The 15,452-nt window shown below is 69.1% G+C and carries 15 protein-coding genes; 6 read left to right on the top strand and 9 right to left on the bottom strand.

The genetic code is table 11. From position 1 onward, the window contains the following. Positions 1-20: 20 nt before the first annotated feature. From kynA to kynB, 3 genes are all read right to left on the bottom strand, one after another. Positions 21-899: a tryptophan 2,3-dioxygenase gene (kynA, locus tag M1D55_RS21470; RefSeq protein WP_456282746.1), complete on the bottom strand. Its 879-nt coding sequence runs from the start codon at positions 897-899 to the stop codon at positions 21-23. Positions 900-962: 63 nt separating this feature from the next. Then, the gene (gene kynU / locus M1D55_RS21465) at positions 963-2,219 is read right to left on the bottom strand and encodes a kynureninase (RefSeq protein WP_456281784.1); all 1,257 of its coding nucleotides are present in this window, start codon (positions 2,217-2,219) and stop codon (positions 963-965) included. Positions 2,220-2,295: 76 nt separating this feature from the next. Continuing rightward, a complete protein-coding gene (gene kynB, locus M1D55_RS21460; RefSeq protein ID WP_456281783.1) occupies positions 2,296-2,964 on the bottom strand; it encodes an arylformamidase in 669 nt (222 codons plus the stop codon). A gap of 197 nt (positions 2,965-3,161) precedes the next feature. Between kynB and M1D55_RS21455 the strand changes: the two genes are divergently transcribed. After that, on the top strand, positions 3,162-3,644 hold the full coding sequence (locus M1D55_RS21455; protein WP_456281782.1) for an Lrp/AsnC family transcriptional regulator: 483 nt from the start codon (positions 3,162-3,164) through the stop codon (positions 3,642-3,644). Between the two features lie 39 nt (positions 3,645-3,683). Here M1D55_RS21455 and M1D55_RS21450 read toward each other — a convergent pair whose 3' ends face one another. Both M1D55_RS21450 and M1D55_RS21445 read right to left on the bottom strand, forming a co-directional pair. Beyond that, positions 3,684-4,115, bottom strand: a complete 432-nt coding sequence (locus M1D55_RS21450) for a MarR family winged helix-turn-helix transcriptional regulator (RefSeq protein ID WP_006578454.1) — start codon at positions 4,113-4,115, stop codon at positions 3,684-3,686. Between the two features lie 38 nt (positions 4,116-4,153). Further along, complete coding sequence (locus M1D55_RS21445) at positions 4,154-4,723, bottom strand: flavin reductase family protein (protein ID WP_006578453.1); 570 nt, start codon at positions 4,721-4,723, stop codon at positions 4,154-4,156. Between the two features lie 228 nt (positions 4,724-4,951). On the opposite strand from M1D55_RS21445, the gene M1D55_RS21440 reads away from it, so the two are divergent. The 5 genes from M1D55_RS21440 to msrA all read left to right on the top strand — a co-directional run bounded on the left by M1D55_RS21440 (position 4,952) and on the right by msrA (position 10,522). Beyond that, positions 4,952-6,022 carry a peptidase M29 gene (locus M1D55_RS21440; protein ID WP_456281781.1) on the top strand — a complete coding sequence of 357 codons (1,071 nt, stop codon included), beginning with the start codon at positions 4,952-4,954 and terminating at the stop codon, positions 6,020-6,022. Positions 6,023-6,069: 47 nt separating this feature from the next. After that, positions 6,070-6,915 (top strand): alpha/beta fold hydrolase, encoded by an 846-nt coding sequence (locus M1D55_RS21435; protein WP_456281780.1) that lies wholly within the window; start codon positions 6,070-6,072, stop codon positions 6,913-6,915. 114 nt (positions 6,916-7,029) lie between these two features. Beyond that, complete coding sequence (locus tag M1D55_RS21430; protein ID WP_456281779.1) at positions 7,030-8,274, top strand: acyl-CoA dehydrogenase family protein; 1,245 nt, start codon at positions 7,030-7,032, stop codon at positions 8,272-8,274. Then, complete coding sequence (locus M1D55_RS21425; protein ID WP_456281778.1) at positions 8,271-9,917, top strand: class I adenylate-forming enzyme family protein; 1,647 nt, start codon at positions 8,271-8,273, stop codon at positions 9,915-9,917. The genes M1D55_RS21430 and M1D55_RS21425 overlap by 4 nt, the downstream gene beginning before the upstream one ends. A gap of 59 nt (positions 9,918-9,976) precedes the next feature. Further along, the gene (msrA, locus tag M1D55_RS21420; protein WP_006579979.1) at positions 9,977-10,522 is read left to right on the top strand and encodes a peptide-methionine (S)-S-oxide reductase MsrA; all 546 of its coding nucleotides are present in this window, start codon (positions 9,977-9,979) and stop codon (positions 10,520-10,522) included. Positions 10,523-10,570: 48 nt separating this feature from the next. Here the strand turns inward: msrA and M1D55_RS21415 are convergent, their stop codons facing one another. The 4 genes from M1D55_RS21415 to M1D55_RS21400 all read right to left on the bottom strand — a co-directional run bounded on the left by M1D55_RS21415 (position 10,571) and on the right by M1D55_RS21400 (position 15,131). After that, positions 10,571-11,680 carry a DUF72 domain-containing protein gene (locus M1D55_RS21415; protein WP_456281777.1) on the bottom strand — a complete coding sequence of 370 codons (1,110 nt, stop codon included), beginning with the start codon at positions 11,678-11,680 and terminating at the stop codon, positions 10,571-10,573. Beyond that, positions 11,673-12,905: an SAM-dependent methyltransferase gene (locus M1D55_RS21410; protein WP_006579981.1), complete on the bottom strand. Its 1,233-nt coding sequence runs from the start codon at positions 12,903-12,905 to the stop codon at positions 11,673-11,675. Before M1D55_RS21410 ends, M1D55_RS21415 begins: the two co-directional genes overlap by 8 nt. 225 nt (positions 12,906-13,130) lie before the next feature. After that, positions 13,131-13,769, bottom strand: a complete 639-nt coding sequence (gene pdxH / locus M1D55_RS21405) for a pyridoxamine 5'-phosphate oxidase (RefSeq protein ID WP_053821232.1) — start codon at positions 13,767-13,769, stop codon at positions 13,131-13,133. Between the two features lie 168 nt (positions 13,770-13,937). Beyond that, positions 13,938-15,131 carry an MFS transporter gene (locus M1D55_RS21400; protein WP_456281776.1) on the bottom strand — a complete coding sequence of 398 codons (1,194 nt, stop codon included), beginning with the start codon at positions 15,129-15,131 and terminating at the stop codon, positions 13,938-13,940. Positions 15,132-15,452: the final 321 nt, after the last annotated feature.

Genomic DNA, 15,452 nt, shown 5'->3' with positions numbered 1-15,452 from the left:
GTTCTGGATTCACGCACCGGTCACAGGTCGGTACGCAGCTTCCACAGTTCGGGGAACAGCACGATGTCGAGCATCTTGCGCAGATAGCCGACGCCCTCGGTGCCGCCGGTGCCGCGCTTGAAGCCGATCACGCGTTCGACCGTGGTGACATGGCGGAAGCGCCATTGGCGGAAGGCATCCTCCAGATCGACGAACTTCTCGCCGAGCTCGTACAGCTCCCAGTGCGCCTCGGGCTGGCGATAGACCGCGAGCCACGCCGCCTCGACCGAGGCGTTGTAGCCGGCCGGCTCGGTCCAGTCGCGCTCGAGACAGGCCGCATCGATCGGAAAGCCGCGCCGCGCCATCAGCCGGATCGCCTCGTCGTACAACGACGGCGTGCGCAGCGCCTGCTCGACCAGCGCATGGTGCTGCGGGCGGTGCGCATGCGGGCGCAGCATTGCCGCGTTCTTGTTGCCGAGGATGAATTCGATCTCGCGGTACTGGAACGACTGGAAGCCGGACGACATCCCCAGATAGGGCCGCATCGCCGAATACTCCGGCGGTGTCATCGTCGCCAGCACGTTCCAGGCCTGCACCAGCTGGTCCATGATGCGCGACACCCGCGTCAGCATCTTGAACGCCGGCGGCAGGTCGTCGCGCCGCACCGCCTCGCGCGCGGCGCGCAGCTCATGCAGCATCAGCTTCATCCACAGCTCGGTGGTCTGATGCTGGACGATGAACAGCATCTCGTTGTGATCGGGCGACAGCGGATGCTGGGCGTTCAGGATCTGGTCCAGCGCCAGATAGTCGCCGTAGCTCATCTGCTGGCGCATGTCGAGCTGGGCGCCGTGCCACTGGTCGCCGGACCGGGTGCCAGCCTCGCCGGTCCCTTCTGCCTGGTGCGCCGCGCCGCCCGACATCGGGCAACCGCCGTGTCCGGCCTTGATGTTCTTCGATTCCATGGTCATCGTTTCGCTCGCTGCTCAGGTCACCGCCGTGCGCGTCTGGAAGCGCGCCGCTTCGTAGGCACCGCTGTCGAGCACGTCGCGCAGCACCTCCACCGCATCCCAGACGTCCGCAAAACCAGTGTAGAGCGGCGTGAAGCCGAAGCGGATGATCTGCGGCTCGCGGTAGTCGCCGATCACGCCGCGCTCGATCAGCGCCTGCATCACGGCATAGCCCTGCGGATGGGCGAAGCTGACCTGGCTGCCGCGGCGCGCGTGCTGGCGCGGCGTGACCAGCGTCAGCGGATGGTGGCCGCAGCGCGCTTCCACCAGCGCGATGAACAGGTCGGTCAGTTGCAGCGACTTGGCGCGCAGCGCCTGCATGTCGGTGCGGGCGAAGATCTCCAGCCCGCATTCGACCATCGCCAGCGAGGTCATCGGCTGCGTGCCGCACAGGAAGCGCGAGACGCCGCTGCGCGGGCGATAGTCGGGCTCCATCGCGAATGGCGCGGCGTGGCCCCACCAGCCCGACAGCGGCTGCCAGAACGCGTCGCGCAGCGCCGACGCGACCCACAGGAAAGCTGGCGAACCAGGGCCGCCGTTCAGGTACTTGTAGGTGCAGCCGACCGCGTAGTCGGCGCCGGACTCGCGCAGCGCGACCGGCACCGCGCCCGCCGAATGCGCCAGATCCCAGACCGTCAGCGCGCCGCGCGCATGCGCCAGCTCGGTCAGCGCCGCCATGTCCAGCATCTCGCCGGTCTTGTAGTTGACGTGGGTCAGCATCAGCACCGCGGTATCGTCGCGCACCGCGGCGTCGATCTCGTCGGGGCTGTCGACCAGTCGCAGCGAATAGCCCTGCTGCAGCAGATCGGCCAGGCCCTGGGCGATATACAGATCGGTCGGGAAGTTGCTGCGCTCGGAGACGATCACCTTGCGGCCCGGCGCGCGCAGGCCCTGCACGCGCAGCGCGGCGGCCAGCACCTTGAACAGGTTGACCGAGGTGGTGTCGGTGACGACGACCTCGTCGGGACCGGCGCCGACCAGCGGGGCCAGCAGATTGCCCAGGCGCTGCGGCAGCTCGAACCAGCCGGCGGTATTCCAGCTGCGGATCAGGCCTTCGCCCCATTCCTGCTCGACCACCTGGGCGGCGCGCGCCGAGGCCGCGCGCGGGCGGGCGCCCAGCGAATTGCCGTCCAGATAGATCACGCCGTCGGGCAGCGCGAAGGCGTCGCGCAGCGGGCGCAAGGGGTCTTGCCGGTCCAGCGACAGGCAGTGCTCGCGGGTAGTTGCGGTCATGGGTTCCTTGATGAGGATTGTCGATCGCCGTCGGGGGCGATCGCTGTCAATGCCGGGATGCCGGGCCGGTCGCCGCTCAGCCCAGGCTGCGCAGCACCGCCCGCACCGGGCTCGCGTCGAGTCCGGCAAAGCGCAGCGGCAGCGCGATCAGTTCGTAGTCGCCGGGCGCGACGGCGTCGAGCACCAGTCCTTCGAGAATCGCCATCCGATGCCGGCGCACCATCCGATGCGCGTCCATGGTCTTGGACTGCTGCGGGTCGAGCGACGGCGTGTCGATGCCGATCAGCCGCACGCCGTGTTCGGCCAGCAGCGCGATCGTTTCCGGCGCCACCGCGCAGAAGTCGGGGTCCCATTCGGCCAGCGGCGCGCTGCGGTAGGTCCGCAGCAGCACGCGCGGCGGTGCGCCCGCCAGCGCGCCCGCGACCTGCTCCGGCCGGACCAGCGGCGCGGCGCCGATGCAATGGATCACGCGGCACGGGCCCAGGTACGGGTCCAGATCGACCTCGCCGATCGGCGCGCCGTCGGCCGCGTAGTGCAGCGGCGCGTCGGCATGCGCGCCGGTGTGCGGCGATAGCGTGATGCGGCCGACATTGACCGGGCAGTGCTCGTCCATCTGCCAGGCAGCTTGCTGCTGGAACGGCGTGTCGCCCGGCCATACCGGCGTCGCCGGCGACAGCGGCGGGCTGATGTCCCACAGGCTGCGCGCCGTGGGCGAGGGCGGGGAAGCGGAAAAACCGTCGGACATGGGGCTGGCGCCTCGGCGCGGGGATGGAAGGAATACGGCAGCGGTTCGCGGCAGTGATTCGCTGCCACTCGGCGGTCGCGCCGCTCCCGGCATGATAGTCAAGATTCCGGGAAAGAGGCTTGCTATTTCAACGGCCGGCGCACCCGTATTTCGCATAGAATTCGAATTATCGGCTGTTCATCGAAAGAATCTTCGACATGACCCTCGACCCCATCGATCTTCGCATCCTGACCTGCCTGCAGCAGAACGGCCGCATCAGCAACCAGGACCTGGCCGAGCGTGTGGCGCTGTCGCCGTCGGCCTGCCTGCGGCGGGTGCGGCTGCTCGAAGAAAGTGGCGTGATTGGCGGCTATCGCGCCTGGTTCGACGCAGAGCGGCTCGGGCTGGAGCTGGAGGCGATCGTGCAGGTGTCGATGCGGCCGGCGGTCGAGGGATGGCACGACACCTTCAACGCAGCGGTGCAGTCGTGGCCCGAGGTGCTGTCGGCCTATGTGATCACCGGGGACAGCAACTACATCCTGCGCGTGCAGGCGCGCAACCTGAAGCACTACTCCGACTTCATCGTGAACCGGCTCTATCGGACGCCGGGCGTGATGGATATCCGCTCGAACATCGTGCTGCAGCGGATCAAGACCGAGGGTTCGCCGTTGGCGCTGGTGCAGCCCCGCGCGCCGGGCTAGCAGGCGGCCGGCGAGGAGAGCGCCGCCTGCCTGGCGCGCCTACCGCCGCGCGTGCAGCGCGATCAGCCGACGCAGCGTTTCCTTCAGCTGGTCGCCCTGGCTGGCGCCGAACGCGGCCAGTACCTGGGCCTCGTGTTCGGCCGCCTGGACCAGCAGCGGCCGGGCCCGTTCGCGGCCGCGCTCGGTGATCGACACCAGCGCCTGGCGCCGATCGGGCGCGCCTTCGCGGCGGCGCTCGACCAGGCCGTCGGCGGTCATGCGGTCCAGCAGCTTGGTCAGCGTGGGCTGCTTGGTCAGCGTGATATCGGCCAGCGCGCCGACCGTGCAGACGTCGCGGTCGGCCAGCGTCGCCAGCACGCGCCACTCCGGCACGCTCAGGCCCGCCGCCTCGACCTTGCGGTGGAATTCCCCCGACACCAGATGGCTGGCGCGCGCCAGCAGATAGGGCAGATATCCGTCGACGAAGGGCATGGTCACGTTGGGCCGGCCTCGTGCAGAAGCGCGCGCGTTCAGTCGCGCAGCGGGCTGGTGGTGGAGAACTCGCCGCCCTGGAACACCAGCGGCAGGCCGCCGCTGCCATGGATGCCGCAGCGCTCGACCTCGCCGACGAAGATCACGTGATCGCCCTCGTCGTAGCGGCTGCGGTTGTGGCATTCGAACCAGGCCAGCGCATTGGCCAGGATCGGCAGGCCGGTCGCCGACAACCGGTAATCGACGCCGGCGAAGCGGTCGCCCTTGAGCGTGGCGAAGCGCTGGCACAGGTCCAGCTGCGTCGCGGCCAGCACGTTGATGATGTAGTGCGAGCCGCCGCGGAACATCGGCAGGCTGTTGGCGCGGGTCGCCATGCTCCACAGCACCAGCGGCGGATCGAGCGAAACCGAATTGAACGAGCTGGCGGTGATGCCGACGAACGGCGGATCGGCCGGCGATTCGCGCATCGCGCGCGTGGTGATGACCGTCACTCCGGTGGCGAACTGCGACAGCGCGCGGCGGAAATGCATCGCGTCGAAGTCCGGCGCGGCGGCTTGGCCGTAAGGCGTCGGGTCCCCGTCAGGCGGGTTGGCGTCGGGAAATCCCATAGGTCGGGTACCGCTGATTTCCATGAAATTTCATATATTATTTGCCGCAGAACGCAGAATCACAAGCGAAGAAACACAAGCGAAGAAACCCCAGCGAAGAAACACAAGCAATCCAATCGGGGCGCGGGATCGCAAACGGCAAGGCGGGACTTTGCTGCGATGCCGCGGAACGCACCGAGGGGCGGGCCCGGCCCCAATCAGCAGCAGAAGCAGCAGAGGAGGAGCGTCATGCTCGTCGAGCAGATCGAACACCGCTGGCTGGCGGCCTTCCGGCGGACGCTGGAACTGTGCGCGCTTTCCGCGGGTGAAGTTGTCGGCATTGTATCGGAGTCGCAATCCCGACAAGTCATCGTGGACTTGGCCGAGCTGGCCGTGCAGGCGCTGGGCGCGACGCCGATCCGTGTGCGCGTGCCGACGCCGGCGCTGCAGGCGCCGGCGCCAGTGCGCTCGACCGGCGCCAGCGACGCGCTGCAGCAGCTGGAGCCGGTGATCGCGGCGCTGTCGCGCTGCCATCTGGTGCTGGACTGCACCGTCGAAGGCCTGCTGCACGCGCCGGAACTGCCGCGGATCCTGCGGGGCGCCGACGGCGTCGTGCCGCGGCTGCTGATGATCAGCAACGAACATCCCGAGATCCTCGAACGCTGCGTGCCCGATCCCGAACTGGAGACCGGCGTGCGCGCGGCGATGCGGCGGCTGCGCGGTGCATCCGAGATGCGCGTGAGCTCCGGCGCCGGCACGGACCTGCGCATCGGCCTGGCCGGCGCGCGCGTGGGTGGAGTCTGGGGCTATTGCAACAAGCCGGGCCAGGTCGCGCACTGGCCGGGCGGGCTGTGCCTGGCGTTCCCCGCCACCGGACAGGTCAACGGCACGCTGGTGCTGGCGCCGGGCGACGTCAACCTGACCTTCAAGACCTATCTGCGCGACACCGTGGTCTGCCATGTCGAGCACGACTACATCGTCGGCATCGAGGGCAACGGCGTCGATGCGGACATGATGCGCGGCTACTACGCGGCCTGGGCCGACAAGGAGGGCACGCGCGCCGCCTACGCGGTCTCGCATGTCGGCTGGGGCATGAATCCGCAGGCGCGCTGGGATGCGCTGACCTTCTACGACCGGCGCGATTGCAACGGCACCGAGCTGCGCGCGTTCGCCGGCAATTTCCTTTACTCGACGGGCGCCAACGAAGTGGCCGGCCGCCATACGCTCGGCCATTTCGATCTGCCGCTGCGCGGCTGCACGGTGACGCTCGATGGCGTGGCCGAGGTCGAGCAGGGCCGGCTGGCGGCCATGCCGCGGTGACCGGTCTATCCGCCGATTTGCCTACCCGTTCCAAGACAGGAGCTTCGATGTCCCAGCCTGACTCCCGCCGCGACGCCGATCGCGATGCCACGATCCGCCACGCCAACGGCATCGCCACGCTGGTCCGCGGCGACGGTCCCGTCGCGGTCGTGATGCTGCATGGCATCGGCGGCGGCAAGGCGGCGTGGCCCGCGCAGTTCGACGCGCTCGGCGACGCCGGCTATCGCGCGGTCGCCTGGGACATGCCCGGCTACGTCGACAGCGCGACGATTGCCCCGTACGACTTCGCCGGCCTCGCCGCCGCGCTGGCGCCGGTGCTGCAAGCGGAGCGCGATGCCGGCCGCCGCGTGGTGCTGCTCGGCCACAGCATGGGCGGCATGGTCGCGCAGCAGGCCTGTGCGGCGATGCCCGAGACGATCGACGGCATGGTGCTGTCGGGCACCTCGCCGGCTTTCGGCAAGGCCGACGGCGACTGGCAGCGCGACTTCATCGCGGCCCGCACCGCGCCGCTCGACGCGGGCCGCACGATGGCCGAGATGGCGGCCGGCCTGGTGCGCGGCATGGTCGCGCCGGACGCGCCGGCCGATGCGGTGGCCTTCGCCACCCGCGTGATGGCGAGCGTGCCGCCCGACACCTATCGCGCCGCGCTGCATGCGCTGGTGCGGTTCGACCAGCGCGAGGCGCTGGCGCGCATCGCGGTGCCGGTGCTGGCGCTGGCCGGCGAGCACGACGCCAATGCGGCGCCGGCCGTGATGGAACGGATGGCGGCACGCATTCCCGGCGCCGAGTACCGCTGCCTGCCGGGCGTCGGCCATCTGGCCTGCATGGAGCGGCCGGCGCGGTTCAACGAGGCCGTGCTCGATTTCCTGGCGCGGCATTTTCCGGTCCGCTGACGTCGGCCCGGACGTGTCGAAGCAATGCGCCACCGCACCACGGCACAACCAGACCGACGCACCGACGCACTACCGCACCCAACGCATAACAAGCTGACCACGAGAGACACCATCATGCCCCTGGACTTCGTTCCCGCTGTCGGCGAGGCCGATTTCACCGACGATCAGGTCCGTCTGCTGACGCTGGCCAACAGGCTCGGCCGCGAACGCTTCGCGCCGCGCGCGGCGCAATGGGACCGCGAGGCAAGCTTCCCGTTCGCCAACTACGACGACCTGCGCGAGGCCGGGCTGCTGGCGCTGTGCGTGCCGCGCGCGTTCGGCGGCGAGGGCGCGGACTTCGCGACCTACTGCATGATCGGCGCGGAGATCGGCCGCTTCTGCGGCGCCACCGCGCTGACCTACAACATGCATATCTGCTCGACGATGTGGACCGGCATGCTGGCCGACGGCATCGCGATGACGGAGGCGCAGCGCGCCGAACACGCGGCCCGCCGCGAGCTGCATTTCGCGCGCGTGGTCAAGGACGGCGCGGTCTATGCGCAGCCGTTCTCCGAAGGTTCGGCGGCCGCGGCCGGCAAGGCGCCGTTCGGCACCACCGCGCGCAAGGTCGAGGGCGGCTGGCTGCTGAACGGCCGCAAGATCTTCGCCTCGCTGTCGGGCGCCGCCGACTACTACGGCATCCTCTGCACCGAGGACCGCGGCGATCATCATCCCGACATGCGCGACACGCTGTATATCGCGGTGCCCGGCAAGGCCGAGGGGCTGACCGTGACCGGCGACTGGGATCCGATGGGCATGCGCGGCACGGTCTCGCGCACGCTGCTGCTCAAGGACGTGTTCGTGCCCGACGACGAGCAGTTGATGCCGCGCGGCGTCTACTACAAGGCCGCCCAGACCTGGCCGGCGATGTTCTTCACGCTGTCGCCGACGTATCTTGGCGTGGCGCAGGCCGCCTACGACTTCACCGTGCAATACCTGCGCGGCGAAGTTCCAGGCCAGCCGCCGGTCAAGCGGCGCATGTATCCGACCAAGCAGATCGCGGTGGCGCAGATGCGGATCCAGCTCGAGTCGATGCGCTCGCTGTTCTGGCGCGTCATCCACGAGGCGCGGCCCAATCCGACCAAGGACCAGCGCATGCGTCTCTACGCCGCGCACTACGCGGTAATGGAGGGCGCCAACGATATCGCACGGCTGGCGATCCGCACCTGCGGCGGCCAGTCGATGCTGAAGGATCTGCCGCTCGAGCGGCTCTATCGCGATTCGCGCTGCGGCGCGCTGATGCTGCCGTGGACAGCCGAGCTGATCCTCGACCGCATGGGCCGCGAGACGCTGTACGAACCGGGCGAGCGCGACGAATGAGCGGCGCCTGTGGAGGGCGGCCGCATCTGGATGCGGCCAGCGTCGGCGCGCTGCTGCGGCCGCTGCACGCGCTGGCCGACACGCAGCCGCAACGCCCGGCGCTGCATTTCCGCGGCCGCACGATCGGCTATGCCAAGCTGTGGAGCCGCATCGAGCGGGTCACCGCGCATCTGCTGGCCGACTGGGGCATCGCGCGCGGCGACCGCGTGGCGACGCTGTGCCTGAACCACGATCTGCAGCTGGCGCTGCTGTTCGCCTGCGCGCGGCTCGGCGCGATCTTCGTGCCGCTGAACTACCGGCTGGCGGTGCCCGAGCTCGCCGCGATCGCATCGCACGCCGGCGTGCGCGCGATCTTCCATGACGATGCGCATGCCGATGCCGCGGCCGCCGTCGCGGTCACGGTCACGGTCCCGCGTGCCAGTGCGGAGGGAGTCGAAGGCGAAGGCGCGGGCGGTACCGTGCGCCACGCCCATATCGACCGGCTGATCGACAGCCCGGCGCCGCCCGAGCCGAGCGACGCGCCGATCGGCCCGATGCCCGACGACACGCCGCTGCTGCTGGTCTACACCTCCGGTACCACCGGCCAGCCCAAGGGCGCCCTGCATACGCAGGCGGCGCTGCTGGCCAACGCGCGTGCCAGCTGGTGGGCGCACGCCATGCGCGACAGCGATCATGTCCTGTCGACGCTGCCGATGTTCCATGTCGGCGGCCTGTGCATCCAGACCGTGCCGGCGCTGCTGCTGGGCGCGCAGGTGACACTCCACGAGCGCTTCGCGCCGGACGCCTGGCTGCAGGCGTTGGCCGACGCACGGCCGACGCTGTCGCTGATGGTGCCGGCCACGCTGCGCGCGGTGCTCGAGCATCCCGGCTGGGCCGACGCCGACCTGAGCGTGCTGCGCGGCGTGATGGCCGGCTCGTCGACGATCCCGCGCGCCTATATCGATGCCTTCCATGCGCGCGGCGTGCCGCTGGGGCAGGTCTACGGCGCCACCGAGACCGGTCCGGTCTCGATCGTGTTGCGCCTGCACGAGGCGATGGCGCGGCCCGGCTATGCCGGCTGGCCGCAGCCCGAGGCGCAGGTGCGGCTGCTCGGCCGCGACGGCAACGACGTGGCGGACGGGGAGGTCGGCGAGATCTGCATTCGCGCCAGCAATCTGATGCAGGGCTACTGGCGCGAGCCTTGCCATCCCGGCTTCGCCGACGGCTGGTTCCGCTCGGGCGATCTCGCGCATCGCGACGCCGACGGCTGCATCGAGGTGGTCGGACGCAGCAAGGACATGATCATCTCCGGCGGCGAGAACATCTATCCGGCCGAGATCGAGAACGCGCTGGTCGCGCTGCCCGGCGTGGCCGAATGCGCGGTGGTGGGTTTGCCCGATCCGCGCTGGGGCGAGGTGCCGGTCGCGGTCATCGTGCCGGCGCCGGGCGCGGACCGCGCCGCGCTGGCGACCGAGCCGCTGCGCGAGGCGCTGGCCCAGCGCATCGCCCGCTTCAAGCTGCCGCGCGAGGTGGTGCTGCTCGACGCGCTGCCCAAGAGCGCGCTCGGCAAGGTATTGAAGCCGCAGCTGCGTGCGACGCTGGAGGCGGCGCGGGGCTGCAGCGGCGGCAACGGCGGCAGCGGCGGCAGCGGCGGCACGAACTGAGCGCGGCGGGTATCATCGTTCGATCGCGCCTTGCCGCGCATCCCAACGGGTAAGCATCCATGGAAGATCGAACCGAAATCGCCACGCTCGGTGGCGGCTGCTTCTGGTGCCTGGAGGCGGTCTATCAGCAGGTCGAAGGCGTGACCGCGGTGGAGTCCGGCTATACCGGCGGCCATGTCGACGATCCGAGCTACGAGCAGGTCTGCAGCGGGGATACCGGCCACGCCGAAGTGGTGCGGGTGTCGTTCGACCCGTCGGTGATCTCCTATCGCGAGATCCTGGAGATCTTCTTTGCGATCCACGATCCGACCACGCTCAATCGCCAGGGGAACGACGTCGGCACGCAGTACCGCTCGGTGATCTACACCCACTCGGACGCGCAGCGTGACACCGCGCAGCAGGTGAAGGCCGACATCGCCGCGCAAGAGCTGTACGACGGCCCGCTGGTCACGCAGATCGAGCCGGCGCAGCGCTACTGGCGCGCCGAGGCCTATCACCAGAACTACTACCGCAATCATCCGGAGCAGGGCTATTGCGCCTTCGTGATCTCGCCGAAGGTCGCCAAGTTCCGCAAGAGCTTCGCGCACCGGTTGCGCGCGCAGTAGGCAGGCAGCAAGCGCGGCAATCACAGCCACCACGGCTGCCGCGGGACGCTAGACGCCCAGCCGCTGTGCGATCGCCTCGGCCAGCCGCGCCAGCGTCAGCGGCGCGCAGCCCTCGGCGTTGTTGCTGACGATCAGATAGGCCGGCTGCCCGGCCTGCAGCGTGCGCACGGCCAGGTCGGCCGCGGCCGCCAGCGTCTGCGGATCGAGCACGTGCAGCCGGTCGAACGGCTCGAATGCCGCCTCGGCCTGCTCGTAGCCATAGCCCTGATGCAGCAGCCAGCGCAGCACCAAAGGCCCCGGTTCGCCCTCGTCGCGCAGCGCCTGCGCCGGGGCCTGGCGCGCCAGTGGCGGCATGCGGTCGCGCGCCGAGCAGCCGAAACGCACGCCGTGCGCGCGCAGCAGCTTGATGAAGCGCGGTGTCAGCAGTTCGGGATCACGCAGCTCGACCGCATAGCAGGCGTTCGGCGTCTGCGCCGGGTCGAGCGCGGGCAGGGCCGACAGGAAGGCGTCGAGGCGCGACAGGAAGCCGGCGGCATCGGCCGCCATCGCGCGCAGCGGCGACAGCTGGAACAGCAGCGGCCCGCATTTGGCGCCCAGCCCCGCGGTGGCCGGCGTAATGAAATCGCGGATCGCGATCTCGACATCGAGGAATGCCGCATTGGCGAGCCGGCCGGCGCCATTGCTGGCGCGCAGCCACGGATCGCAGACGCTGGCGGGCGCCTTGACCAGGAAGCGGAAATCGTCGGGCACCTGGGCCGCGTAGGCGAGATAGTCGGCCAGCGGAATCGGCGCGTAGAAGCCGCGGTCCACGCCGGCCGCGCGCAGCAGCGGGTGGGCGGCATAGGCGCCGAGGCCCTTGCGGGACAGCAGGCTGTCGCTGTAGTCGCCGTCGTAGACCAGGCCCTTCCAGCCCGGATAGGACCAGGTCGAGGTACCGAGGTAGAGGTGGCGGGGCAGCCGGGCGGCCAGCGCCGTCAGTTCGGCGGAGGCAGCGACCGGCTGGACCGTCTTGCCGCGGCGAACACGCTGGGTCCCCGCTTTCGTGGGGACGACACCTCCATCCTGCGCGGCGTCGTCCCCGCGCAGGCGGGGACCCAGTGACTTTTCCGTTGGTGCCGTTGAAGCGGGCGGCAGGCCGCCAAACAAATCGTCAATCAAGCGTCTTGTCGTAGATGTAGTGGCGCGACCAGGGCAGCGTGTTCGACGGCTGGGTGGCCTTGTGGCAGACCACCTGGTAGATCGACATCTTCTCGCTGTCGAAGGCCTGCGCGCAGCCGGCCAGATAGACGCGCCAGATGCGGTATTTCTTCTCGCCGACCATCGCGCGGATGGTCTCGCCATGCGTCTCGAAGTTGTCGGCCCAGTGCCGCAGCGTCTGCGCATAATGCCGGCGCAGCAGCTCGACGTCGTAGGCCTCGAGGCCGCCCTTGGCCAGCGTATGCAGCACCATGCCGATATGCGGCAGCTCGCCCTGCGGGAACACGTAGCGGTCCATGAATTGCGCGCCGTCCATCGGCACCTTGCCGCTGTCCGGGTCGGGCGACGTGATGCCGTGGTTCATCGCGATGCCGTCGTCGGCCAGCAGCTCGCACATGCGGCTGAAGTAGGTGACCAGGTTTTCCTTGCCGACGTGTTCGAACATGCCGACGCTGGTGATGCGGTCGAAGGTACCGGTGACGTCACGGTAGTCCTGCAGCCGGATCTCGATCTGGTCCTGCAGTCCGGCCTGCCTGACCCGTTCGGTCGCCAGCGCGAACTGGTTCTCCGACAGCGTGATGCCGACGCAGCGCGCGCCGAACTTCTGCGCGGCGCGCAGCACCAGCGCGCCCCAGCCGCAGCCGATGTCCAGCAGCGTCTGGCCCGGCTGCACGCGGATCTTGGTCAGGATGTGGTCGATCTTCTTCAGCTGCGCGGTGGCCAGGTCCTCGGTGCCGTGCTCGAAGTACGCGCACGAGTAGACCATGTTCGGGTCCAGCCACAGCTTGTAGAAGTCGTTCGAGACGTCGTAGTGGTATTCGATCGACGCCTTGTCTTCCTGCTTGGTATGGGTGAAGCGTTGCGCGACGCGGGCCAGCGTGCTGCCGGCCAGTTGCGTGGTCGCGCGGGAGAAGCCGTAGCCGACCGCGATGATGTCGGCGAGCTTGCCCTCCAGATCGATCTTCTGCTGGACGTAGGCCTCGCCCAGGTTGTCCAGCGTCGGCGTCAGCAGCAGCGGCAGCGCGCCGGCCTCGCGCACCGTCAGCGTGACGGCCGGTTGTTCGAAGTTGCCCAGCGCGTATTCGTGGCCATTCCAGAGCCGCAGCTTGACGGGCAGGTTGGCCTTGTCGCGCAGTTCCGCGACCCAGCGCTCCAGTTGCGTGTCCAGTGCTTGCTTGAAAAACATGCGGCTTTCCTCCTGATGAATGGCGGCATATTTCCGAACGAACAGCTGTGGGCGGCCCCGCTTTCGGATATATCAAGCTGTGCCATACCCAACGCCAGAACACGCTGCCCGGTGCGTCTGGCGTTTCACTTTATACGCCAAACCACACCGGTGTGCAGTGCACTGCCTGAACCCCATGTCGATGTCAGGGGCAAACCAGGCACAACGGCGCGCCGGTCAGGACGATCACGGCGACAGGCGCGCGATGCGCCAGCTGCCGTCGGGCTGGCGCAGGTAAGCGATGCGATCGTGCAGCCGCGACGGGCGGCCCTGCCAGAATTCGACGCGCGTCGGCGCCACGCGATAGCCGCCCCAATGCGGCGGCCGCGGCGGGTTCTCGCCGAAGCGCTGGCGGAACTCGGCCTCGCGCTGTTCCAGCAACGCGCGGTCGGCCACCTCCTGGCTCTGCGCCGACGCCCAGGCGCCGATGCGCGAGCCCAGCGGCCGCGAGGCAAAGTAGGCATCGCTCTCGGCGTCGCTGACCTTCTCGACGACGCCTTCTATGCGGACCTGCCGTTCGAGCTGAACCCAGTGGAACAGCAGCGCGGCGCGTGGGTTGACCGCGAGGTCCAGCCCCTTGCGGCTCTCGTAATTGGTGAAGAAGGTGAAGCCGCGCTCGTCGATGCCCTTGAGCAGCACGATGCGGGCCGACGGCTGGCCGCTTGCATCGACGGTGGCCAGTGTCATCGCATTGGGCTCGGGCAGCTTGGCGGTCAGCGCTTCCTCGAACCAGCGTTCGAATTGCGCGATGGGTTGTGGCGCGACATCGGCTTCGGTGAGGGAACCGAGCACATAGGTACGGCGGAGATCGGCGAGTTGCGTCATGGCGGGAAGGGCAGCGGCACGGCCGCGGAGGGAATGGCTGAAAATCGCTGAACGGGTCTCCGATAGCGTTGGCACACCTGCTTGCGCGCGGCCGATATGCGGATCCGGATGCCTGGAGTATAGCGAAGGCATCCCGGCCCGCGAGCCGCCTGCCGACAGAGAACGGCCTCAGGCGGCGGGCGGCGGCAGCTTGCGCGACTGTCCGCGCGAATAGTAGCCGGCCACGCCCATCGCGCCGGCCATCGACAGGAAGATCGGCAGCATGCCCAGCGCGGTACCCACCACGCCGAAGGTCAGCGGCCAGACCACCTGGCTGGTGTTCAGCACGGCCGAGCGCAGGCCCAGCGCCTCGCCGGCGCGGCCCGACGGCGAGGCGCTATGCAGGATGTTCATCACGTTCGGCTGCGCGCTGCCGAGCGCCAGGCCCAGCACGAACGCCAGGCAGCACATCAGCCAGAACGTGGAGACGAACGGGTAGAGCAGGTAGGCGATGCCGCCGACCAGCAGCGCGCCGCGGATGATCTTCCATTCCGACAGATGGCGCGTGACCAGCGGCATCGCGATGCGGATCGCCAGCGTGGCGATCGCGAAGGCGCCGAGCACCCAGCCGATCGACGACGGCGACAGGCCGACGCGCGTGCCCTGGATCGGGATCAGGAAGGCATGCAGGTCCCAGGCGGCGGACAGCACCGCGCTGGCGACGAAGACCGCGCGCAACTCGGGCACCATCAGCAGATCGAGCGCCGAGCCGCGGCCGCCGTCGAGCGTGGCCTGGCGTGCCGCGCCGGCGCCTTGCGCGGGCAGGCGGTCGTGCACCAGCCGCAGGCCGATCTGGCCGATCAGCGCGACGCCGACCAGCAGCAGGAAGGCGGGGCGATAGCCGGCGTGCTCGATCACGTAGCCGACCACCACCGGGCCGAGCGTGCCCGACACCGACAGGCCCAACGCGTGCCAGGTGTAATTGCGCAGCCGGGTCTCGTCGGTCGACAGCTGGCCGATCAGCAGCTGCATCGCGACCTGGACCAGCATGAAGCCGACGCCGATCAGCGCGCACGACAGGTACAGCGCGGCAATGCTCGGCCAGATCGCCGGCAACAGCGTGCCGCCGAGCACCATCAGCGAGCCCGCGGTCATCGGCCGGCGCGGCCCGATCTGGTCGATGCGGCGCCCGGCGCGGATCGCCAGCAGCATCGGCAGCAGCGCGTACAGCGACATCAGCAGGCCGAGCGTGATGGTCGAGGCCTTCAGCGAAATGGCGAACAGGGAAACGACGACGCGGCTGGCGTTGAACGCCACGTGGTTGCACACCGTCAGCGCGATCAGAACACTGATCGGCATGGCGGCGGCGGGATACGGCGTCATTCGTGCAGGGACCGGGAAGCGGAGGGTGGAACGAAGGACCGGAAAGACCGGAAGACGGGAACAACCCGAAAAAAGACGAACGGGGGGCGGCATGCGCCGCGCCCCGCAACAGACCGCGCCCTGGGGCGCCACCTGCAAATTGCCATCCGTTTTACAGCGTGGTGTTGTGCATCGAGCCGCCGCTACCGCCTGGCGTCTCCATGTAAATGGCCATTTAATTATCGGACGCTTGTTGACAGCGTGCAACGGTCTTTTAGGTTTTGGTGCACAGAAAGGGGGCGTGCGTCCGGGAGTGTTGCGCTGGAGCATCGGTGGCCGATG

Source organism: Cupriavidus sp. JZ107, from assembly GCF_053903255.1.
Note: the sequence above shows the minus strand (reverse complement) of the source record. Positions and strands in the feature narration are given on the sequence as shown.

Bases quoted from the DNA above. Each gene is read 5' to 3' on its own strand.
- M1D55_RS21435 (WP_456281780.1), top strand. From the start codon at position 6,070: ATGTCCCAGCCTGACTCCCGCCGCGACGCCGATCGCGATGCCACGATC.
- M1D55_RS21455 (WP_456281782.1), top strand. From the start codon at position 3,162: ATGACCCTCGACCCCATCGATCTTCGCATCCTGACCTGCCTGCAGCAG.
- kynB (WP_456281783.1), bottom strand. From the start codon at position 2,964: ATGTCCGACGGTTTTTCCGCTTCCCCGCCCTCGCCCACGGCGCGCAGC.
- M1D55_RS21430 (WP_456281779.1), top strand. From the start codon at position 7,030: ATGCCCCTGGACTTCGTTCCCGCTGTCGGCGAGGCCGATTTCACCGAC.
- M1D55_RS21400 (WP_456281776.1), bottom strand. From the start codon at position 15,131: ATGACGCCGTATCCCGCCGCCGCCATGCCGATCAGTGTTCTGATCGCG.
- pdxH (WP_053821232.1), bottom strand. From the start codon at position 13,769: ATGACGCAACTCGCCGATCTCCGCCGTACCTATGTGCTCGGTTCCCTC.
- M1D55_RS21450 (WP_006578454.1), bottom strand. From the start codon at position 4,115: ATGCCCTTCGTCGACGGATATCTGCCCTATCTGCTGGCGCGCGCCAGC.
- msrA (WP_006579979.1), top strand. From the start codon at position 9,977: ATGGAAGATCGAACCGAAATCGCCACGCTCGGTGGCGGCTGCTTCTGG.
- kynU (WP_456281784.1), bottom strand. From the start codon at position 2,219: ATGACCGCAACTACCCGCGAGCACTGCCTGTCGCTGGACCGGCAAGAC.
- M1D55_RS21410 (WP_006579981.1), bottom strand. From the start codon at position 12,905: ATGTTTTTCAAGCAAGCACTGGACACGCAACTGGAGCGCTGGGTCGCG.
- M1D55_RS21445 (WP_006578453.1), bottom strand. From the start codon at position 4,723: ATGGGATTTCCCGACGCCAACCCGCCTGACGGGGACCCGACGCCTTAC.
- kynA (WP_456282746.1), bottom strand. From the start codon at position 899: ATGTCGGGCGGCGCGGCGCACCAGGCAGAAGGGACCGGCGAGGCTGGC.
- M1D55_RS21440 (WP_456281781.1), top strand. From the start codon at position 4,952: ATGCTCGTCGAGCAGATCGAACACCGCTGGCTGGCGGCCTTCCGGCGG.
- M1D55_RS21425 (WP_456281778.1), top strand. From the start codon at position 8,271: ATGAGCGGCGCCTGTGGAGGGCGGCCGCATCTGGATGCGGCCAGCGTC.